Origin of the sequence: Pusillimonas caeni (assembly GCF_003545815.1) — a bacterium.
Lineage (GTDB): Bacteria > Pseudomonadota > Gammaproteobacteria > Burkholderiales > Burkholderiaceae_B > Pusillimonas > Pusillimonas caeni.
Window position 1 is genome coordinate 259,986 of record NZ_PDUW01000002.1, and the last position, 19,088, is coordinate 279,073.

The 19,088-nt window shown below is 64.5% G+C and carries 18 protein-coding genes; 11 read left to right on the forward strand and 7 right to left on the reverse strand.

The genetic code is table 11. The features are described from left to right. Window positions 1-13 precede the first annotated feature (13 nt). Both CSC67_RS04930 and ssb read left to right on the forward strand, forming a co-directional pair. Complete coding sequence (locus CSC67_RS04930) at window positions 14-1,006, forward strand: nitrilase-related carbon-nitrogen hydrolase (protein WP_118993412.1); 993 nt, start codon at window positions 14-16, stop codon at window positions 1,004-1,006. Between the two features lie 196 nt (window positions 1,007-1,202). Beyond that, window positions 1,203-1,688: a single-stranded DNA-binding protein gene (gene ssb / locus CSC67_RS04935; RefSeq protein WP_118993413.1), complete on the forward strand. Its 486-nt coding sequence runs from the start codon at window positions 1,203-1,205 to the stop codon at window positions 1,686-1,688. 82 nt (window positions 1,689-1,770) lie between these two features. On the opposite strand, the gene CSC67_RS04940 is transcribed toward ssb, so the two are convergent. Next, window positions 1,771-2,262, reverse strand: a complete 492-nt coding sequence (locus CSC67_RS04940; RefSeq protein WP_118993414.1) for a DUF2165 family protein — start codon at window positions 2,260-2,262, stop codon at window positions 1,771-1,773. Between the two features lie 245 nt (window positions 2,263-2,507). On the opposite strand from CSC67_RS04940, the gene hmpA reads away from it, so the two are divergent. From hmpA to CSC67_RS04955, 3 genes are all read left to right on the forward strand, one after another. Continuing rightward, window positions 2,508-3,713: an NO-inducible flavohemoprotein gene (gene hmpA, locus CSC67_RS04945; protein WP_118993415.1), complete on the forward strand. Its 1,206-nt coding sequence runs from the start codon at window positions 2,508-2,510 to the stop codon at window positions 3,711-3,713. A gap of 223 nt (window positions 3,714-3,936) precedes the next feature. Continuing rightward, entirely contained in the window at window positions 3,937-4,359 is a 423-nt protein-coding gene (locus CSC67_RS04950) for a DUF3597 domain-containing protein (protein ID WP_118993416.1), read from the forward strand. Between the two features lie 14 nt (window positions 4,360-4,373). Beyond that, window positions 4,374-4,955 (forward strand): DUF937 domain-containing protein, encoded by a 582-nt coding sequence (locus CSC67_RS04955; RefSeq protein ID WP_118993417.1) that lies wholly within the window; start codon window positions 4,374-4,376, stop codon window positions 4,953-4,955. Window positions 4,956-5,028: 73 nt separating this feature from the next. Here CSC67_RS04955 and CSC67_RS04960 read toward each other — a convergent pair whose 3' ends face one another. Beyond that, window positions 5,029-6,423, reverse strand: a complete 1,395-nt coding sequence (locus CSC67_RS04960; protein ID WP_118993818.1) for an amidase — start codon at window positions 6,421-6,423, stop codon at window positions 5,029-5,031. 248 nt (window positions 6,424-6,671) lie between these two features. Here CSC67_RS04960 and CSC67_RS04965 point away from each other — a divergent pair, with 248 nt between their 5' ends. The 4 genes from CSC67_RS04965 (at window position 6,672) to CSC67_RS04980 (ending at window position 11,438) form a co-directional block, all read left to right on the forward strand. Then, window positions 6,672-7,889, forward strand: coding sequence for an amino acid ABC transporter substrate-binding protein (locus CSC67_RS04965; RefSeq protein ID WP_118993418.1), 1,218 nt, complete (start codon window positions 6,672-6,674; stop codon window positions 7,887-7,889). Between the two features lie 83 nt (window positions 7,890-7,972). Beyond that, window positions 7,973-8,830: a branched-chain amino acid ABC transporter permease gene (locus CSC67_RS04970; RefSeq protein WP_167752758.1), complete on the forward strand. Its 858-nt coding sequence runs from the start codon at window positions 7,973-7,975 to the stop codon at window positions 8,828-8,830. A gap of 3 nt (window positions 8,831-8,833) precedes the next feature. Then, on the forward strand, window positions 8,834-10,723 hold the full coding sequence (locus CSC67_RS04975) for a branched-chain amino acid ABC transporter ATP-binding protein/permease (RefSeq protein WP_118993419.1): 1,890 nt from the start codon (window positions 8,834-8,836) through the stop codon (window positions 10,721-10,723). Beyond that, the gene (locus tag CSC67_RS04980; RefSeq protein ID WP_118993420.1) at window positions 10,716-11,438 is read left to right on the forward strand and encodes an ABC transporter ATP-binding protein; all 723 of its coding nucleotides are present in this window, start codon (window positions 10,716-10,718) and stop codon (window positions 11,436-11,438) included. Before CSC67_RS04975 ends, CSC67_RS04980 begins: the two co-directional genes overlap by 8 nt. Before the next feature lie 425 nt (window positions 11,439-11,863). On the opposite strand, the gene CSC67_RS04985 is transcribed toward CSC67_RS04980, so the two are convergent. Together CSC67_RS04985 and CSC67_RS04990 are read right to left on the reverse strand one after the other, a co-directional pair. Continuing rightward, a complete protein-coding gene (locus tag CSC67_RS04985) occupies window positions 11,864-12,805 on the reverse strand; it encodes a VOC family protein (protein ID WP_118993421.1) in 942 nt (313 codons plus the stop codon). Window positions 12,806-12,872: 67 nt separating this feature from the next. Continuing rightward, a complete protein-coding gene (locus tag CSC67_RS04990) occupies window positions 12,873-13,712 on the reverse strand; it encodes a fumarylacetoacetate hydrolase family protein (protein WP_118993422.1) in 840 nt (279 codons plus the stop codon). Between the two features lie 178 nt (window positions 13,713-13,890). Here CSC67_RS04990 and CSC67_RS04995 point away from each other — a divergent pair, with 178 nt between their 5' ends. Next, window positions 13,891-14,568 carry a GntR family transcriptional regulator gene (locus CSC67_RS04995; protein ID WP_118993423.1) on the forward strand — a complete coding sequence of 226 codons (678 nt, stop codon included), beginning with the start codon at window positions 13,891-13,893 and terminating at the stop codon, window positions 14,566-14,568. A 43-nt stretch (window positions 14,569-14,611) separates the two neighbouring features. Here CSC67_RS04995 and CSC67_RS05000 read toward each other — a convergent pair whose 3' ends face one another. Next, complete coding sequence (locus CSC67_RS05000) at window positions 14,612-15,655, reverse strand: ketopantoate reductase family protein (protein ID WP_118993424.1); 1,044 nt, start codon at window positions 15,653-15,655, stop codon at window positions 14,612-14,614. A 142-nt stretch (window positions 15,656-15,797) separates the two neighbouring features. On the opposite strand from CSC67_RS05000, the gene CSC67_RS05005 reads away from it, so the two are divergent. Next, entirely contained in the window at window positions 15,798-16,820 is a 1,023-nt protein-coding gene (locus CSC67_RS05005; RefSeq protein WP_118993425.1) for a carbon-nitrogen hydrolase family protein, read from the forward strand. A gap of 50 nt (window positions 16,821-16,870) precedes the next feature. Here the strand turns inward: CSC67_RS05005 and CSC67_RS05010 are convergent, their stop codons facing one another. Together CSC67_RS05010 and CSC67_RS05015 are read right to left on the reverse strand one after the other, a co-directional pair. Continuing rightward, window positions 16,871-18,058, reverse strand: coding sequence for an FAD-dependent oxidoreductase (locus tag CSC67_RS05010; protein ID WP_118993426.1), 1,188 nt, complete (start codon window positions 18,056-18,058; stop codon window positions 16,871-16,873). Window positions 18,059-18,069: 11 nt separating this feature from the next. Continuing rightward, the gene (locus CSC67_RS05015) at window positions 18,070-19,065 is read right to left on the reverse strand and encodes an aromatic ring-hydroxylating dioxygenase subunit alpha (RefSeq protein WP_167752759.1); all 996 of its coding nucleotides are present in this window, start codon (window positions 19,063-19,065) and stop codon (window positions 18,070-18,072) included. Between the last annotated feature and the right edge of the window lie 23 nt (window positions 19,066-19,088).

Genomic DNA, 19,088 nt, shown 5'->3' on the forward strand with positions numbered 1-19,088 from the left:
ATAGGAGTTTGCCATGCATGAAGCCACTACTCCCCGGCCCTCTATCGCGGCTGTTGTGCAAGCTGCCTCGGTAGTGTTCGATCGCGATGGCTGTATCGCCAAAGCCGCCGATCTCGCGGCGGACGCGGCTCGCGGGGGCGCCGAGCTGGTTGTGTTTCCCGAAGCCTTTGTCGCCGGCTATCCGAAGGGGTCCACTTTCGGCTCGGTCGTCGGCACGCGCAGCATGGAGGGCCGCGACGAATATCGTCGTTACTGGGAAAGCGCGGTGGATGTTCCCGGACCCGCCACTCAGGCGTTAGGCGAGATTGCCCGCAAAAACCGCATTCACCTCGTCATGGGCGTCATCGAGCGCGACGGAGGAACTCTATATTGCTGCGTCTTGTTTTTTTCGCCCGAGGGCGAGCTGATGGGCAAGCACCGCAAGCTGATGCCCACCGGCTGCGAACGTCTGATATGGGGGTTCGGCGACGGTTCCACCATGCCGGTCTTCGATACGCCGCACGGGCGCCTGGGCGCGGTGGTATGTTGGGAAAACTACATGCCTTTGCTGCGTACGTCCATGTACGCCAAAGGCATCCAGATCTGGTGCGCTCCCACGGCCGATGCGCGAGATAGCTGGGTGGCTTCCATGCAGCATGTCGCGATAGAGGGCCGCTGCTATGTGCTTTCCTGCAACCAATACAGCGTGCGCAGCGATTTCCCCGATGACTTTCCCTGCGAGCTGGGCAATGACCCCGGGACGGTCATTTCGCGGGGCGGAAGCTGCATCGTGAATCCCTTCGGCGAAATCATTGCGGGACCGGATTTCGAGCGTGAAACGATTCTCATCGCAGAAATCGAGCTTGACCAGGTCGCGCGTGGGAAATTCGATTTCGACGTCGTGGGCCACTATGCCAGGCCGGATGTGTTCCAGCTGTCGGTGAATGAGCGGCGCCAGGATCCCGTCGCATGGTTCGATTCCCCCCGATCCGCAAGCGAAGAGGCTTCCGCCCCGGTAGAACGGTAATCGTCGATCGGACGGGCCGCGGGCTCGGCGGCCCTGAGTTTGTTAGTATTTAACTTGGATGTGTAAGTCCGCCCGCACGACACTCGATTCTCGAGGATGGGCAATTATGGCCCGCGTAATTGTGCGGTTTATTATCGATACGGCGAGCAAATCGTCGATAATAGCGGCAATGTGAATTCAAGTTAGGGATACTGTCATGGCCTCAGTCAACAAAGTCATACTCGTCGGCAACCTGGGACGCGATCCCGAGGTGCGCTACAGCCCCGATGGGGCCGCCATCTGCAACGTCTCCATTGCCACCACCTCGCAATGGAAGGACAAGAGCAGCGGCGAGCGCCGCGAAGAAACCGAATGGCATCGCGTCGTCTTCTATAACCGCCTGGCCGAAATCGCGGGTGAATACCTGCGCAAGGGCCGCTCTGTCTATGTCGAAGGCCGCCTCAAGACCCGCAAGTGGCAAGACAAGGACACCGGCGCCGACCGCTACAGCACCGAGATCGTTGCCGACCAAATGCAGATGCTGGGGGGGCGCGAAAGCTCGGGCGACGCCCCCATGGGCGGCGGCGACTACGGTTCGGCCCCGCAGCGCAGCCAGCGTCCGCCGCAGCAGCAGCGTCCCGCCGCGCCGCAGGCGGCTCCGGCGGCCAACCTGGCCGATATGGACGACGATATTCCGTTCTAGGAAAAATCCATTGCTTAATGGGTAGGCATATGTATAAGGCCCTGTTTTTACAGGGCCTTATGTTTTTTTGAGTGCTCGGGTTTCAGATCTCGTCGTCGCGCTGCACCAAATAGATCAGCACCACGCCTATCGTGATAAAAAAGCGGAATGCGTCGGGAACGCCATTCCATTGGTCGGACATCCACATGCCGAACCATTCGCCGCCTATCGACATGAAGCCCACCTGCCACACCAGAAAGCCCAATGTCAGGCCGGCGATGGCAATGTTCTTTGTGCGGTTGAATTCCGCGGCCGGTGCGCGCACGTTCCCGAGCAAGCGCCCCGCGCCCCACCAGCACAGTACCGCCGTCAGGGTTTCCAGCGCGATGATGAAGATGTAGGCCGCGTGATGCAGGAATACCGAGTCGATGGCGCGGTACTTGATCGTGGCGGTGGGGAAGATCGTGTCCATCAGCAGCACGTGATGCACGAAAGCGAAATTGCTGCCGTAGTCGGTGATGTTGCCAAAGGCGACCAGCGATGCGAACAGGGCGATAGCGGCGACCAGCAGGATTTTCGAGTAGCGGATGAGCATTTGGGCCTCTTGTTAAGTGACGGTGGCGGGCCTTCGCAGTATGCCCCAGGCCGGCTGCACTGCAAAGTTTGATCTAAATCAAGGCCCGGCCAGAATTCCATTTTGAAGATATATTTTATTGGTATCATTTAACTGTCCGGAACGACGGGTTCAGGCGGAACCCCATTGGGGCCGGCGCCGGATCCAGGTTGATCCGTTTTTTTTGAATTTAAAGATGTATTTTAAATGCATCAATTGGAGCGAATATGTTGTCTGCCGAAGCGCGCCCGTATATTGAAGCGAGCGTTCCCGTCCTGCGCGAGCATGGCGTTACCATCACCCGCAAGTTCTACAAGAACATGTTCGCCGAGCATCCCGAGTTGACGAACATCTTCAATATGGGCAACCAGGCCAATGGCGCCCAGCAGCAGTCGCTGGCGGCCGCCGTGTTTGCCTATGCGGCCAATATCGACAATCCGGACGCATTGGCGCCCGTGGTAAGCCGCATCGTGCACAAGCATGCTTCGGTGGGCATCGCGGCCCGGCATTATCCGATCGTGGGCCGGCATCTCCTGGGCGCCATCCAGGAGACGCTGGGCGAGGCCGCCACGCCGGAGCTGTTGTCCGCCTGGGGCGAGGCCTACGGCATGTTGGCCGATGCCTTCATCGCGGAAGAAAAGCGGCTGTACGAGGCGGCCAAGATGGAACCCGGCTACATGCGCGAGATGAGGGTGCTGTCGGTCAAGGACGAAAGCAGCGAGGTGCGCTCGTTCGTGCTGACGAGCGCGGACGGTTCCGAACTGCGCTCCTTCGTTCCCGGCCAGTACGTCAGCGTGGCGGTGGTGCTGCCCAGCGGCCAGCGCCAGTTGCGGCAATACAGCCTGTCCGATGCGCCGGGCAACAACCAGGTGCGCATTTCGGTCAAGCGCGAAGCGCCGGGCGCCGAGACGCCGGCGGGTGTGGTGTCCAACTGGCTGCACGACAATGTAAAGGAAGGCGATGTGCTGCATGTGACCCCGCCGTTCGGCGATTTCAATCCCGACACTGAAGGCGAGGACCCGATTGTGCTGCTGTCGGCGGGGGTGGGAGTGACGCCCATGATCTCGGCCCTGAACCGCATCGCCCAGGTGAACCCCGGTCGCCGGGTGGTCTTTGCTCATGCGGCGCGCAGTCCGGCCTGCCATGCGCATCGCGAAGATCTTGTCCGGGCGCAGGAGGCCATGCCCGAGCTTCAAGTGGCGACCTTCTACGAGACGCTGACCGAAAACGACAAAGCAGATCCGCAGGTGTACGAAGGCCGCATGCGGGTTTCGCTGCTGCCCGAGTGGAACCGCGCCGACGTCAAGGTGTATATGTGCGGGCCGGTAGGCTTCATGCAGGCGCAATGGCGCGACCTGGTGGCGCATGGAGTCCCGCCGGCGCGCATTCATCGCGAAGTGTTCGGCCCCGACCTGCTCGATACTTTGCAATAAGCCGGCGGGCCTGCAGTGGTCCGTGGCAACCAAACCGCCCGGCGCATGCCGGGCGTGCCTTTTGCGGCGCCGGCGCCATTGTGCTCGACATGGCCGTGCCATCAGGCGCCGGCCGTGTAATCAGTTGTCAAGAAAGGTAAAGCCATTCCGTTTGCCGCTCTGCGCGCAGGAGTTGAACCGTATACTCGGAAGTCATTGGCAACCTTTCCTCGAGGAGAATGGCATGGGTTTCTTCAGCAAGATTCTTGAAAAACTGGGTATTGGCGACGCCAAGGCGGCTCCCGCCCCGGGTCAAGGCGTGGAACAAGGCGCGGCGGCCACTCAGGCCGGCACGACCGCGGCGCCCGCGGCAGCGGCGGCAGCATCGTCCTCCTCGGCCGCGGTTCCCGTCACCGACGTCGTCGCTCAACTCGAGCAGAAGGCTGCCGCCAATCCGCAGAAGCTCAATTGGCGCACTTCCATCGTCGACCTGCTGAAGCTGCTCGACCTGGACAGCAGCCTGGCCGCCCGCAAAGAACTGGCCACCGAGCTGGGCTGCCCGCCCGAACTCATGGCCGACTCGGCGCAGATGAACATGTGGCTGCACAAGACCGTCCTGGCCCGTATCGCAGAAAACGGCGGCAACATTCCTCCCGATCTCCTTTGAGCCCGGAGGCCGACATGGGCGTTTCCGATCCCATTGCACAAACGCCGGAATTCCAGGCGTTCGCCAGCCGCTTTGGCCTTACCCACGATCAGGCGGCGGGCGCAGCCGATGCGTTGCTGCCCGCCATCATGGGAGGCTTCAAGAAACAGGTGCAGGCGGGCGGCGGCCTGGGCGCCATGCTGAGCATGCTGGGCGGCAGCGGCGTATTCGGCGGTACGCAGGGGGAACAGGCCCTGGATGCCGGCCAAGGCAACGAGGTATTGGGACAGATCTTCGGCTCCAAGGACGTCAGCCGGGCGGTGGCGCAGGACGCCTCCGTGCGAACCGGCCTCGACGTTTCCCTGCTGAAGCAGATGCTGCCGGTGCTGGTATCGCTGGTTACGGCCTACATGGCGCGCCAGGGCGATTTGGGCCAGGCACAGGCGCCGTCCGGCGGGCTGGCGGGCGTGCTGGGCGGTCTACTGGGTGGCGGTGCGGCGACGCCGCCGCAGCAGGGCGCAAGCCCGCTTTCGGGCATCGCCGCCATGCTCGATGCGAACGGCGACGGCAACGCTTTGGATGACATCATGCGCATGGCCGGCAAGGCGCTGCGCTGATCGATCCGCCAAGAGGTGCTGAACGAGTCACGTGCCGACTGTATCCGTGGGAGCTGGGCGTTGGGCGGCCCGCTCAGAGTTCCGCCTGCTCCCACGCCCGGCCCAATTGCAGTACCGACCAGTCGGCGCCGGGCCGGCCGATGATTTGCAGTCCGGCGGGCAGGCCTTCGGCGTTGAATCCGGCGGGAACGCTCAGCGCCGGGCAGCCGGTGAGCGAGGGAAGTATCGTGACTTCCATCCATCGATGATAGGTGTCCATGGCGCGGCCACCGATGTCGCTCGGCCAGGCGATGTCCACGTCGAAGGGAAAGACCTGCGCGGCGGGCAGCACCAGGAAGTCGACCTCTTCAAAAGCCCGGACGACGCTGCGGTACAGGTTGGAGCGGGCCAGGGATGCGCCGAACAGGCGCGACGCCGGCATGTCCAGGCCTTGTTCGATTTCCCAGACGGCTTCGGGCTTGAGCTGCGCGCGCCGCTCGGGATCCGCATAATGCACCCCCAGGGCGCCGGCCAACAGGAAGTGGCGCCAGGTCAGCCAGGTGTCCCACATCTGCTCGGGCGAAGAAGGCGGGGCAGTCGTTTCCACTCGCGCACCGATGGTCTCGAATTTCCGCAGCGCCTTCTCGCATAGCTCGAGCACCCCGGGCTCGAAGGCCAGGTGGCCGCCCAGGTCGCCCAGCCAGCCGATGCGGCAGCCCTTGAAGCTGTGTTCCAGGCCCTCGGCGGGAAGCGCTTCGCGTAGAGAGAAGGGGTCGTTTTCAAGGCGGCCCGCCTGGGTGCACAGCAGCATGGCCAGGTCGGCGATATTGCGTGCCATGGGCCCGTCTGTGGCCAGCTGCTGGCAGAAGAGGTCGGGCGTGCCCGACGGCACCCGGCCTTGCGAGGGCCGCATTCCATACACGTTGTTGAAGGCCGCCGGATTGCGCAGCGAGCCCATCATGTCGCTGCCGTCCGCCACCGGAAGCATGTTCAAGGCCAGGGCCACCGCCGCCCCGCCGCTGGAGCCGCCGGCCGTAAGCCGCTGATCCAGGGCATTGCGGGTGGGGCCGAACAGGCTGTTGTAAGTCTGCGAGCCCAGGGCGAACTCGGGCACATTGGTCTTGCCGATGAAGAGGGCGCCCGCCGCGCGCATGCGGCCAATGACGGGGGCGTCGGCCTGCGGAACGAAGTGCGCGAGCAAGGGCGAACCGAAGGTGGTGCGCAGACCGCGCACCGGGGTGACGTCCTTGGGCGCCTGCGGCATGCCGTGCATCCAGCCCAGATATTGGCCGCGCGCCAGCATCTCGTCGTATTCTTTGGCTTCGTCCATCAGTTCGTCTTGCGGGCGCAGGGAAACGATGGCGTTGACGGCGGGGTTCGCCTTTTCGATATGGCGCAGATAAGCCTGCATGGTGTCTTTGCAGCTCAGCTGCCTCTCTCGTATGGCGCGCGAAAGAGACAGGGCGTCGAGTTCGGTAATGTCGGTCATGCGCATCGGTCCATATGCGGGTTTCGCCTGCAGCCTCGGGCCTTATGCATGGAAACCCTGATTTCCTTTTCGTCTTGCCAATATATACTTTTGTCAGGATTGTATATTTTGACGTAATCTGTCAATACAAAAACGAATGAAACGCGCCTCGTGCGCGCCCCGGCACCGCATACCGAACGAAGCCGCAGAGCTTCGCCGCTTTGACAATAATTAATCGACAGCCAGGCATTCCAACAGGAGACAAAAACATGACGATCGATCGACGTGCCTTCTTGGCCGCACTCAGTGCGATGGGCGCGGGGGCGCTTGCGCCTGCCGCTTTTGCGCAAACCGGCGGCACGCCTTCAGGCGACCCGATTCGCATCGGCGGCACCCTGGCCTTGACCGGTCCTCTGGCGGCCACCGGGCTCGTTCACAAGCTTACCGGCGAAATCTATGTCGAAAACCTCAACAAGCGCGGCGGCCTGCTGGGCCGACCGGTAGAGTGGGTGCTTAAAGACGACCAGTCCAAGCCCGATGTGGCGCGCACGCTGTACGAGCAGCTGATCACGTCCGACAAGGTCGACCTGCTGATCGGGCCTTACGCCACCGGCAACATCCTTTCGGCCATGGGCGTGGCCCAGCGCTACGGCAAGATGCTGGTTCACCATACGTTCGGTATTCCCAAACTGGCCAAGTACGAGCGCCAGTTTCCGGCCTGGTCGCTGGGCCCCGACCCCGAAACCACCACGCCTGAAATGGTGCTGGACATGATGGCGCAGTCGCAGCATCCGCCCAAGCGCATCGCCGTCGTCACCAGCAAGTTCCCCTCGGTGCACTTTGTCTCGCTGGGCGCGCGCGAAGTCGCCAAGAAAAAAGGCCTGGAAGAAGTCCTGTTCCTGGAGTGGGACTTCGGCAACCGCGACTACGCCCCCATCGCCGGCCGCATCAAAGAAGCCGATCCCGACTTCCTGTGGGTGGGCGGCCTGGGCCTCGAGGGCAATCTGCTGCTCGACGCCCTGAAGAAAATCGACTACAAGCCGCGCAACCACTTCCACCTGTATCCCGCGCCCGGTCCGATGGTGAAGGCGCCCGAGGCCGATGGGGCGCTGTCCATCACCATCTTCGAGGCTCACCCGCCTTATACCGACAACCCGGTGGCCGCCCAGTTCGTCGAGCAGTTCCGCGAGCGCGCCACCAAGGCCAATATGCCCGAGACTTCGGTCGAAGTGCAGGCCGCCGCGTCGTTCTCGGCCTGGCAGATCATCGAAACGGCGGTGGTGGCCAACAACTCGCTGGACGACGAAAAGCTGGCGACCTGGCTGCGGAACAATACCGTCGACACCATCCAGGGCAAGCTGCGTTTCAACGAACGGGGCAACTTCGGCGATGACCTGGGGCGGGTCAAGCAGGTGCAGAACGGGCAGTGGCTTACCGTCTGGCCCAAAGACTGGGCCGCTCCCGGCGCCACCTTGAAGACCTCTTGACGGCAAAGAAAGCCGCCGCGCCGCGAGGGCTGACGCCTGCTTGCTGCGCTGGCGGCACAACCCCTACGTATGATGTTTAGCTGATGAATCTACCAAGCTCTACCCTGTTGGCCCAGTCCATTCTGGCTGGCATCTTCACCGGCGCGCTGTATGGACTTCTGGGGCTTGGGCTGAGCCTGTCCTGGGGGCTGTTGCGCCAGATCAACCTGGCGCACTTCGCCCTGGCTTTCCTGGGCGCCTACCTCACCTATCAGCTCGCCGGCTATGGGGGCGTCGACCCCATGCTGACGCTGCTGATGATCGTGCCGCTGTTCTTCATGCTCGGCGTCGCCGTCCATTGGGTGCTGGCGCGCTTCAAGGTCACGCCCTTCAATTCACTGCTCATCACCTTCGGCCTCACCATCATCATCGAGGCCCTGCTGCAGTGGATCTGGACAGCCGACTACCGGCGTCTGGATTCCAGCTATGCCGAACACCGCTACCGCATCGGCGACGTGTTCCTGCCGCTGCCCGAGCTCATCACGCTGGGCCTCAGCGTGGCCATTTCCGTGGCCATCTGGCTGGCCCTCAAGCGCACCGACCTGGGCAAGGCGCTGCGCGCGGCGGCCGAAGACGCGCCCATCGCCGCCGCCTTCGGCATCAACCAGCGGGCGCTCGCCCTCATGCTGTCGGGCCTCAATGCAGCGCTGGCGGGCATCGCCGGCGTGTGCATCGCGCTCAGCTACACACTGGCGCCGTCCCAGATCTATACCTGGATCGGGGTGGTGTTCGCGGCCGTCATGCTCGGGGGGCTGGGGCGGCCCATGGGCCCGCTGATCGCCGGCTGCATCATCGGCGTCTCCGAGGCCGTCACCATGGCGGTGGCCTCGCCTTCGTGGGCGCCGCTGGTGTCGTTCTCGCTGCTGATTCTCGTGCTGCTCTTCCGTCCGGGGAGGGCCTGACCCATGCGCCGTTCCCTCATCATCGTCCTGCTGGCCGGCGTGCTGCTGGCCATCGTGCCCTATCTCGGCCTGCCGGCCTTCTATGAATCGGTCCTGTACCTGGTCTTCCATTGGGTGGCGCTGGCCACTTCCTGGAATCTGCTGTCGGGCTATTCGGGCTATTTCTCGTTCGGCCATGGCGCGTTCTACGGCATCGGCATGTACACCACCGCCACGCTCACCAGCCAGTTCGACGTGCCCTTCCTGTGGACGCTTCCCGCGGCGGGGCTGTTCGCCGCCTTGTTCGGCGCCGTACTGGGCGCCGTCTCGTTCCGGGTCAAGGCGGTGCGGGGCGAGCTCTTCGCCCTGCTGACCCTGGCCGCCACTTTCGTCGTGGCCACCATCGTGCTCAATACGCCCATCGACGGCGGGCAGGGCGTATATCTCAGCGCCGTGCCCATGCCCGAGTTCGGCCCCTCGCCTTCGGGCACCTTCTATCTGCTCGCGCTGGCCGCCGCCGTGGCCACCATCGTCATCGCGCTGCTCATCTACCATGCCCGCTTCGGCATCGGCCTGTTCGCCATCCACGACGACGAGGACGTCGCCGAAGTCATGGGCGTGCCCACCTTCAAGTACAAGGTGGCGGCCTTTGCCCTGTCCTGCGCGCTGGCGGGCGTGGTAGGAGGCATACAAGCCATGTTCGTGTCCTACGTGACCACGGGCGACGTCTTCACCGTGGCCATGCCGCTTACCGTGGTGCTGATGAGCGTGCTGGGCGGCACGCGGCACTGGCTGGGGCCGGCGGTCGGCGCCCTGGTCATCACGCTGCTGCTGTACAGCTTCACCGCCGGCGACAGCGCGGTGCTGGGCAAGGTGGCCATGGGCGTCATTCTGGTGGGCGTCATCCTGTTCATGCCCGAAGGCATACTGGGCCAGGCGCTCAAGCGCTTCGGCCGCAAGCCGCCGGGCAGGGCGGCGGTGGCTTCATCGCCTCCGTCGGCGATCAATGAGCAGGCTCGTTTGGCCGAAGGTGGCACAGGGCGAACGGCCGAGACGTCCGAGATGGCCGAGCTGTCCCGTTCGCCAGAATCCGCCGTTTCCGCCGCGAATGCGGCACCCGGGACATCCGGGATACGGTCAGGCGAGGCCCTGCTGGTGGCGCGCGACGTCGCCAAGTCGTTCCGCGGCGTCAAGGCGCTCAAGGGCGTCAGCCTCGAGGTGCGGCGCGGCGAAATCCTGGGGCTGCTGGGCCCCAACGGCTCGGGCAAGTCCACCTTCATCAATGTGGCCAGCGGGCACTTTGCCGCCACGTCGGGCAGCATCGTATTCAGCGGCCGGGAGCTGGTCGGCATCAACGCCCACCGCATCGCGCGCTGCGGCGTCTCGCGCACCTACCAGATACCGAGGCCCTTCGCCCATCTGACGGTGCTCGAGAACGTCGCCCTGCCGGCCATGTTCGGCGCCCAGCTGGTCGAGCGCCAGCAGGCGCAGGAAGACGCCTGGCGCTGGCTCGAGTTCACCGGCCTGGCGGCGCGCGCCCATGCGCTGCCCGACGACCTCAATCTGCACCAGCGCAAATTCCTGGAGTTCGCCCGCGCGCTGGCCGCGCAGCCCCAGCTGCTGATGCTGGACGAAGTGCTGTCCGGCCTGACACCCTCCGAGATCGATGAAGCAGTGGCCCTGATACAGCGCATACGCGCGCAGGACACCACCATCTTGTTCGTCGAGCATGTCATGCGCGCGGTCATGGCGCTGTGCGACCGCATCGTCATCTTCAATCAAGGAGAAGTCCTGGCCGAAGGGCCGCCCGCCGACGTCATGGCGCGCCCCGAAGTGGTGTCCGCCTATCTGGGCAAGCCCATCGACGATGGCCGCGAATCCCCCAATGCATCGGGAGTACCCATCCATGCTTGAAGCCCACTCCATCCGCGTGGCCTATGGCGCGGCGACCGCCCTGTGGGACGTTTCCCTGGAGGTCGGCGCGGGCGAGCTGCTGTGCGTAGTTGGCCCCAACAGCGCCGGCAAGACGACTCTCATCAACGCCATCGCCGGCCTCAACCGCATCAGCGCGGGCAAGTTGTCTTTGGACGGCCGGGACATCTCCCGCCTGCTGCCGCATCGCTTTTGCGCGGCGGGCATCGCGCTGGTGCCCGAAGGCCGCCGGCTGTTCACCGAAATGAGCGTGCGCGAAAACCTCGAGCTGGGCAGCTACACCGGCCAGGCTCGCGCGCACCGCGCCGATTCGATCGAACGGGTATGCAACCTGTTCCCCGCCTTGGTGCCCAAGCTCGACGACCCCGCCGGCTCGCTATCGGGCGGCCAGCAGCAGATGGTGGCCATTGGCCGCGCCCTGATGGCCAGGCCGCGCCTGCTGCTGCTCGATGAGCCTTCGCTGGGCCTGGCGCCCAGCATCGTGCTGGACATGTTCCGCGTCATCCGCGAGATTCACGCCGAAGGCATGGCGGTGCTTCTGGTGGAGCAGAACGTGACCATGGCGCTGCAGGTGGCCCAGCGCGCCGCCGTGTTGGAAGAAGGCCGCATCGTGGCCACCGGCACCCCCGACGAACTGCTGGCCCGCCCCGAACTACGACGGGCCTATCTGGGTCTGGATGCCGAAGAGGTCGTCTAGAGTATTTCTATTCGGTGTCTTATTGAGCGAGACCGTCATTGTGTTCTTTAGACGCTGCCGGGGGATGGCCTGGCTTGTACCGGGCGGTCGGGCGGACCGAGGCAGCGCCCTCCAACGCCCGGTACAAGCCAGGCCATCCCCCGGCAGCTTATAGTGGCTCAAGCTCCATATACTGCGTTCTTTTGTCGGTGCAGAACATGTCGGTGCTACGCGCATATTGATGTCTTGCTACATCCGCGGCCAGCCGTATGTGCGAGCTGCCCTGGGCGAAGCCTTTTTGGCCGGACGTTGGAGGGCGCTGCCTCGGTCCGCCCGACCGTCCGGCCAAAAAGGCTTCGCCCAGGACAGCGCTTAAGAAACCAAATGCCCGCCGAGCATGAGACGTCTCCCGTATAAGAAGACCATCCATATAGCCCATCAATGCGTCAGGCCTGGGCGGTGGCGGCTTCAGTATTGAAGATAAAGTCGTCGGGCACGTCGGGCCCCCATAGGTACATGGAGTCTTCGGGCGGATATTCTCCCGCCGGCCACGGCTTGTCGGCCGACACGTAGTCGATGTCGGCCGAGTATTCCGAGAACGAGCCCCAGGGGTCTTGCACGTAGTGAAAATAATTGGAGCCCAGCACGTGGCGGCCCGTGCCCCAGCCGTGCTTGTAGCCGGCGTCGTTCATCTGGCTGGCGCCGCGGCCCACATCGTCGAGCGAGGCGACGTCCCAGGAGCAGTGATGCCAGCCCTTGGCCGAGCTTTTGGCGAAGGCCAGCAGATGATGGTCGCAGCCGTGCGGCGCATGGGTGAAGGCGATGATGTCCAGCGATTTGTCCGACAGGCGCAGGCCGATGGCCTTGTTGTAGAACTCCACCGCGCGCAGCACGTCGGGGGTGAACAGCAGCACGTGGGACAGCCGGCGCGGCCGAACCGGCTGGCCTTCCGACCGCGCATGGGCGCCGCGCTGATGGGCGTCGGCGACGGGCACGTTGAAAGGCGCCTTGGCGGTGGGCATGGTGCGCGGGCCTTCCTTGACCTGGACGAGATTGCCGTCCGGGTCGTGGAACCAGATGCCTTCGGCGGTCTTGTGCGGCGAGGCGCGGTCGAAATCGGCGCCTGCGGCGCGGGCCTGGGCTTCGATGGCCGGCAGCTCGCCTTCCAGGCAGGCAAAGCTGAGGTAGGCCAATGATTTGCGGTCGGAGGCCAGCAGCCGGCCCCAACGATGGTTGTCGGCCGCCCGCAACTGGATCTCATTGCCGCTGCGTTCGACCTGCAGGCCGAAATTTCCGAAGAAATGTTCGGCCTGGTCGAGCGACGGCACATTGAGGGCGAAGTGATCGATGGAGTGGATGGCTGCGTTGCCGACGGGTTGAGCTGACATGTCTTCCTCCGTGTGCGTCGGAAAGAGAGGGCTTTTGTGGTGTATGTTTCCGCCCTCTCGGGTTGTATTACGCCTCGTCGACGATGGGGTTGCGCAGCGTGCCCAGCTTTTCGACCGTGACTTCGCAGACGTCGCCGTCACGCATCAGCAGCTTGGGGTCGCGCGCCCAGCCGATGCCGGCCGGCGTGCCGGACACGATGACGTCGCCGGCTTCGAGCGTGATAGCTTCGCTGATGATGGAAATAAGGGTGGCGACGTCGAAGATCATGTCCGACGTGGTGGCCGACTGCACGACCTTGCCGTTGAGGCGGGTTTCGATTTTGAGGCCCTTGGCGCCCGCCGGAAGCTCGTCCGCGGTGACGAGGTCGGGGCCGAAGCCTCCGGTGGCGTCGAAGTTCTTGCCGACTGTCCATTGAGGGGCCTTGAACTGGTATTCGCGTATCGAGCCATCGTTGAAGATGGAATAGCCCGCCACGCAGTCCAGAGCGTTTTCTTTGGAGATGTAGCGGCCGCCCTTGCCCAGCACCACGGCCACCTCGCCCTCGTAGTCGAGCGAGTCGGAGAGCTTGGAGCGGACGATGGGCTGGTCGTGCGCCACCAGGCTGGTGTGCAGGCGCAGGAACAGCGTGGGGTAATCGGGCTGTTCGTAGGGGCTTTCGGCCGTATGGTCGGCATAGTTCAGGCCGACACAGATGATTTTGGGAGGCCGCGAAAGAGGGGGCAGTAGGCGTGCGTCGGCCGCCTTGATGGTTTGCGATACTTGGCGGCCCTTGGCGTAGCCGGCCAGGTCGGTGCCGCCGGCGAGCAAGGCCTCCAGGCTTTCGTTGCCGATGACGTCGATGTCGCCTTGCTCGTTGCGCACGCCCAGGGCGGGCTTGCCATTGAGTTCTATGGATACGTACCGCATGCAGACCCCTCTTGTTATGAAACCTTCCGGTGGATGAAAAACTATGCTGCTTGAAATCCTATGCCAAAATATATACAAAATCAAGTTTTGTAGATTAATTTTGCAGGCTTGGGTAAAATAGCGGCCATCCGCCCCCATGGCCGGTGCCCGGGGCTGTCGACTTCATTACGAACCCGAATTGAGCTCCGATCCCAGCACTGCCCGCACTACGGCCTCCTCCCTGCAATTCGCCATCCGCCAGGACCTCATCAATGGGGTGTTTCCGGCGGGCGCCAAGCTGCGCATACGTGAATTGGCCGAACGCTACGAAGTGGGCACCATCCCCCTGCGCGAAGCCTTGTCGCGCCTGTGCAATACCGGCTTCATCGACGCCATAGATCAAAAAGGCTTCCGGGTCTCGGACGTCTCCGAAGACGAGCTTCTCGACATCACCCGCACGCGCCAGCAGCTCGAGTCCCTGGCCCTGCGCGAGGCCATCTCGCGCCATGACGGCGAATGGGAGGGGCGGGTCCTGGCGGCGTATCATCAGCTCAAGCGCCTGCCGCTGCATCTGGAAGGACCCGATAAAGACATCAACCCCGATTGGGAGCGCGCGCACGACGCCTTCCACGAAACGCTGATATCGGGCTGTTCTTCGAAGTGGCTCAAGCGCTTCTGCGCCACCATGCGCGAACAGACGGCGCGCTATCGGGCCCTGTCGGCCGGCATCGGCCATGCCGAGCAGCGCAACGTCGACGCCGAACATCAGGCCATCGTCGACGCCATCATGCAGCGCGATGCCGACCGTGCCTGCGAGCTGCTGTCAGGCCACTTCGCCGCGACCACCCGCTTGGTGGCGCGGCTCTTGCAGGAATAGGGTCGTCAACACCCGAAGCGCCGCCGTGCGCGGCCTTCACCGGCTAGCCGCGACTTAAATTGGCGGCGTGCCGCGCGTCGTTGCGGAAATGGGTCAGGGCGAGAATGTCGCGGGTAACCGGCATGGGCACGTTCTGCAGTTCGGCCAGCTCGAGCACCGCGTCGCCGATGGCCGCCAGTTCCAACGGGTGGCCGGCGAGCGAATCTTGCAGCATCGAGGTGCGAATGGCGCCCAGGCGGGTCGCCTGTTCGGCGAAGCTGGCCGGGTCGAAATCGAGGCGCGCCCCGTAGGCGGCGGCCAGTGCCAGGCATTCATTCATTATCTTGCGAACGATGGGCTGCAGGCGCGGGTTCCGGTACAGCGTGTCGAGCGTTGCGCCGGTAATGACCGAAAGCGGGTTGGAGATGAGATTGGCGATGATTTTCGTCCACAGCGAATCGCGGATGCGGCTGCTGACGCGTGACTCGATGCCCGCCGCATTGAATGTCTCGGCCAGGCGCGCCGTGCGCGGGCTTTCGCTGTGGTCGAGTTCGCCCAGCACGATCCGCATGGGGTTGGAGGACGATGCCACCCCTGGCTCCAGGCGTTCGGCGGCAAGAAACTGCACGGCGCCCAGCACTTGCTCGCTGGGCAAGGCCCGCAGCAGTGCGCCGTCGGGATCGACAGCCCTGACGGGGCGCCCCGCAAGACGGCCCGGCAGGCGCTGAAAATACCACCATGGCACGCCGTTGACCATGGGAACGATACAGGTGTCGGGCCCGATCAACGGCGCGAGCGCGGGCACGATGCCCGGCAGGTCTTGAGCCTTGGTACAGACGAGGACGACGTCGTGCACGCCGAGTTCGGCGGCGTCGTCGCTGGCTGGAAGCCGCACGTGCAAAGTGTGGTGGGCGCGGCGCAGCCGCAGTCCATTGCGGCGCACCGCCTCGAGGGAGGCGCCGCGCGCCAGCAGGCTGACGGGCTGGCCAGCATGAGCCAGCGCGGCCGCCAGCGTACAGCCGACGGCTCCCGCGCCCGCTACGGCGATGCGCAGTGATGTTTCGCTGGCCGGCGCGCTGGCGGCGGACGGAGAAGCGGACGTGCTCATGGTCGGGCCCTTCCTTCCGGGATGAGTTTTTACTCTAGCACAGCGATGCGGCGCCTGTCGGCGGAGCCATTGACCTTTTTCCTTCCCTGCGGCATGGTGGTGCCGTTTCATTTCCGAACACGGTCACAACCAGGAGGCTTGCATGGCAGACGTTTTTCCCAAGTTCAAGGCGGCGGCGGTGCATGCCGCGTCGGTGTTCCTGAATCGCGATGAGTCCATCGACAAGGCTTGCCGGCTCATCGAAGAGTCGGCCGAGCAGGGGGCGGATCTGGTCGCCTTTCCCGAGACCTTCGTGCCCGGATATCCCTTCTGGATCTGGACGCATACGCCCACGCGGGGGGCGCCTTTGTACTACGAGATGTACACCAACAGTGTCGAAATAGGCAGCGAAGCCACCGATCGCATCGGCTCGGCGGCGCGGCGCGCGGGGGTCTATGTGGTGCTGGGCATGTCGGAGCGCGAGGGCGGCACGCTATACAACACCCAGCTGTATTTCGACCGCAGCGGCGCCATCATGGGGCGGCACCGCAAGCTGCAGCCCACCCACGTCGAGCGCACCATCTGGGGCCGCGGCGACGGCTCCGACCTGCCGGTCTTCAATACCGACCTCGGCAAGCTGGGCGGCCTGATCTGCTGGGAACACACCATGGACCTGGCGCGCTATGCGCTGACCAGCCAGGGGCAGCAGATCCACGTGGGCTGCTGGCCCGGCATTTCCGCGCTCACACACGATCCGAACTCGGGCTTTTTCAACCAGGTGGTCGAGACGGCCGCCCGCTACCATGCCTGGGCGTCGCAAAGCTTCGTCATCAACGTCAGCTCGCGCATCGATGACGAAGTGCTGAAGCGGCTCGATCTGGTCGACCAGCCCGACATGATCCGCACCGGCGGCGGCTGGAGCGCCATCATTTCGCCCACCGGCCGCATGCTGGCCGGGCCCAATATGGAGGACGAGACCATACTGGTGGCGGACATCGACCTGTCGGAAATCGTCTACCTGAAATACGCCTGCGATTCGGCCGGCCATTATGCGCGGCCCGACATCCTGCGCCTGGCCACCAACCTCATTCCCCAGCCGGTATCGCAGCCTTTTGGCGAGGTGCCGTGGCGGCGGGACGATGTGTCTCGCCGCGCGGAGCGCGAGAGCGAGGCAGTCGATGAGTGAGCGCGCGTTGCAATGAGGCGTGTCGGGCGCGGCGCGCTGGCCGCCAAGCTTCAACGTTGAGGCGCCCGCTCTGCTTCCTGCAGGGCCTGCAGGCGCGCATAGAAATTGTCGACGTGGCCCTGCGCCGTCTGGCGCATGGCCGCGTTGCGGGCCTTGCAGCTTTCGGGGTCTTCGACCGCACCGGCCTCTCCGACCTGGCGCGAGGCGTCCTGGACGAACTTGCACATGGGATGGCGCCGCCGGCCGAAGCGCTGCAGCAGTTCGGGCACGTCGGGCGCGTTTTCGTCCAGCATGCGGCCCAGCACCACGGCGTCTTCGATGGCCATGGCGCCGCCCTGGCCCATGAAGGGCGTGGAGGCGTGGGCGGCATCGCCGATGAGCAGGGCGCGTCCCCGATGCCAGGGCAGGGGTGCGGCCACTTCCTCCACCACGGTATACAGCACTTCGGTCTCGGACGAGACCTCGTCCAGGAAGCGGCGCGCCGGTCCGCCGAATTCCGCGAATTTTTCGCGCATGATGGCGGGCCATTCTTCGGTGGGATACCAATGCGCCTCGGGCTCGGGAACCGTGCCGAAGATGTAGAGCCGGTCGTCGCTGATGGGCATGATGCCCAGTCGCTTGCCGATGCCCATCATCATGATCTTGACGTCGAGATCGGCCGGCCGCCGGTGCACGCTGCGCCATACGCCGAAGCCGGTGTTGCGCGGCTGGATGGCGGGGTGGAGCAGGCCGCGCAGCTGCGAGCGTATGCCGTCCGCCCCGATGACCAGGTCGTAGTCGCCGGCGGTGCCGTCCGACAGCACGGCGCGGGCGGGCTGTGCTTCTGAACCCGTGGACAGTTCGGCGACGGTGGAGCCCAGCCGTATGCCCACGCCCAGCGCCTCCAGCCTGGCGGCGAGAATGCGATGGATCTCGGCGCGCTTGATGCCCAGGATGGGCGGCACATTGCCGCCTATGGAGGGGTAGAAGACGTCCACGATGGGGGCGCCCCGGTGGTCCAGGTAGATGTTCTTGCCATCGCCGATGCCGAAGCCCGCAGCAATGATCTCGTCCAGTACGCCTACTTCGCGCAGCGCCGCCAGCCCGTTGCTGTACACGAAGATGCCGGAGCTCTGGAAGCGCCATTCTTTCTGCTTGTCCACCAGCGTGACGGCGACGCCGCGGCTGGCGAGCGTGATGGCGGCCGAGCATCCGGCGATGCCGGCGCCGATGATGAGTGCGTTCTTGATCAGGGACATGAGCGGGTGTGTCAGCGAGTTTCGGCCGCTTCCAGGCGGGCCAGGATCTTGTGCGCCGCGGTGACGGCCTTGTCGGCCTTCAGCGCCATGTCGGGCGCGCCGCCCGTGAAGGTCTTCATGGCCTGCTGCGCCTCGGCGATTTCCACGTCTTCGCCATGCACCTTGCGCGCGCCGTCGTCCAGCTTGTGCGTCAGCGCCTCGTCGTCGATGCGGAAATTGCGCGCCATGGCGATGAAGTAGTGATGCGAGCCATCGGTTTCGGGCGTGATGAAGTGGTCGGCGCGCAGGTCGACCTGGGCCTCTTCGTTTTCATTGCGGGCCAGCACATTGATGAAGCACGGCGGGCGCCACTCGGCCAGTTGGGTGCGGTCGATGGGCTCTTTCAGTTCGCGCCAGGCCTTGTGGGCCGGCGCCTGCATGGTGTTCTTGAACACGCGCCGTGTGCTGACGTAGGCGTCTTCGACGGCGACCTCCAGCGGGTCGCCCTCCAGGCGCCTGGAGTCGAAGCCGATCGAATCGGCGTGCAGAAAGGCGACGTGCGAGAGATCGAGCAGATTGTCGTTCATCAGCACGTGCGCGCTTTTTACGTGGAAATACTGGACGATGTCGCTGTTCCAGGCTTCATCCTCTCGCCAAGGCAGGCCGGGCAGGCTTGCGGAGTCGGCCAGCGCCGGGTCGCCGGGCCAGATCCAGATCAGGCCGTAGCGCTCCACACAGGGATAGCTCTTGATGTGCGCCCGCGGCGGAATGACGTCCTGCGACGGAATGTGCACGCAGCGACCTTCGGTATTGAATTCCATGCCGTGGTAGCGGCAGCGCAACACCTTGCCGTCGACCGAGCCCATCGACAGCGGCGCCTGCCGATGCGGGCAGACATTGCGCAGGATGGCGACCGTGCCGTCGTCCTGCCGGAACACGACCACGGGTTCGCCGCAGATGACACGGCCCAGGGGTTCGGCCCCCAGCTCGCGGCTCGCGCAGGCCACGTACCAATAGTTTTTAAGCATGCTTTCGTCTCCGCCGTCGAGGC

Bases quoted from the DNA above. Each gene is read 5' to 3' on its own strand.
- CSC67_RS04930 (WP_118993412.1), top strand. From the start codon at position 14: ATGCATGAAGCCACTACTCCCCGGCCCTCTATCGCGGCTGTTGTGCAA.
- ssb (WP_118993413.1), top strand. From the start codon at position 1,203: ATGGCCTCAGTCAACAAAGTCATACTCGTCGGCAACCTGGGACGCGAT.
- CSC67_RS04940 (WP_118993414.1), bottom strand. From the start codon at position 2,262: ATGCTCATCCGCTACTCGAAAATCCTGCTGGTCGCCGCTATCGCCCTG.
- hmpA (WP_118993415.1), top strand. From the start codon at position 2,508: ATGTTGTCTGCCGAAGCGCGCCCGTATATTGAAGCGAGCGTTCCCGTC.
- CSC67_RS04950 (WP_118993416.1), top strand. From the start codon at position 3,937: ATGGGTTTCTTCAGCAAGATTCTTGAAAAACTGGGTATTGGCGACGCC.
- CSC67_RS04955 (WP_118993417.1), top strand. From the start codon at position 4,374: ATGGGCGTTTCCGATCCCATTGCACAAACGCCGGAATTCCAGGCGTTC.
- CSC67_RS04960 (WP_118993818.1), bottom strand. From the start codon at position 6,423: ATGACCGACATTACCGAACTCGACGCCCTGTCTCTTTCGCGCGCCATA.
- CSC67_RS04965 (WP_118993418.1), top strand. From the start codon at position 6,672: ATGACGATCGATCGACGTGCCTTCTTGGCCGCACTCAGTGCGATGGGC.
- CSC67_RS04970 (WP_167752758.1), top strand. From the start codon at position 7,973: ATGAATCTACCAAGCTCTACCCTGTTGGCCCAGTCCATTCTGGCTGGC.
- CSC67_RS04975 (WP_118993419.1), top strand. From the start codon at position 8,834: ATGCGCCGTTCCCTCATCATCGTCCTGCTGGCCGGCGTGCTGCTGGCC.
- CSC67_RS04980 (WP_118993420.1), top strand. From the start codon at position 10,716: ATGCTTGAAGCCCACTCCATCCGCGTGGCCTATGGCGCGGCGACCGCC.
- CSC67_RS04985 (WP_118993421.1), bottom strand. From the start codon at position 12,805: ATGTCAGCTCAACCCGTCGGCAACGCAGCCATCCACTCCATCGATCAC.
- CSC67_RS04990 (WP_118993422.1), bottom strand. From the start codon at position 13,712: ATGCGGTACGTATCCATAGAACTCAATGGCAAGCCCGCCCTGGGCGTG.
- CSC67_RS05000 (WP_118993424.1), bottom strand. From the start codon at position 15,655: ATGAGCACGTCCGCTTCTCCGTCCGCCGCCAGCGCGCCGGCCAGCGAA.
- CSC67_RS05005 (WP_118993425.1), top strand. From the start codon at position 15,798: ATGGCAGACGTTTTTCCCAAGTTCAAGGCGGCGGCGGTGCATGCCGCG.
- CSC67_RS05010 (WP_118993426.1), bottom strand. From the start codon at position 18,058: ATGTCCCTGATCAAGAACGCACTCATCATCGGCGCCGGCATCGCCGGA.
- CSC67_RS05015 (WP_167752759.1), bottom strand. From the start codon at position 19,065: ATGCTTAAAAACTATTGGTACGTGGCCTGCGCGAGCCGCGAGCTGGGG.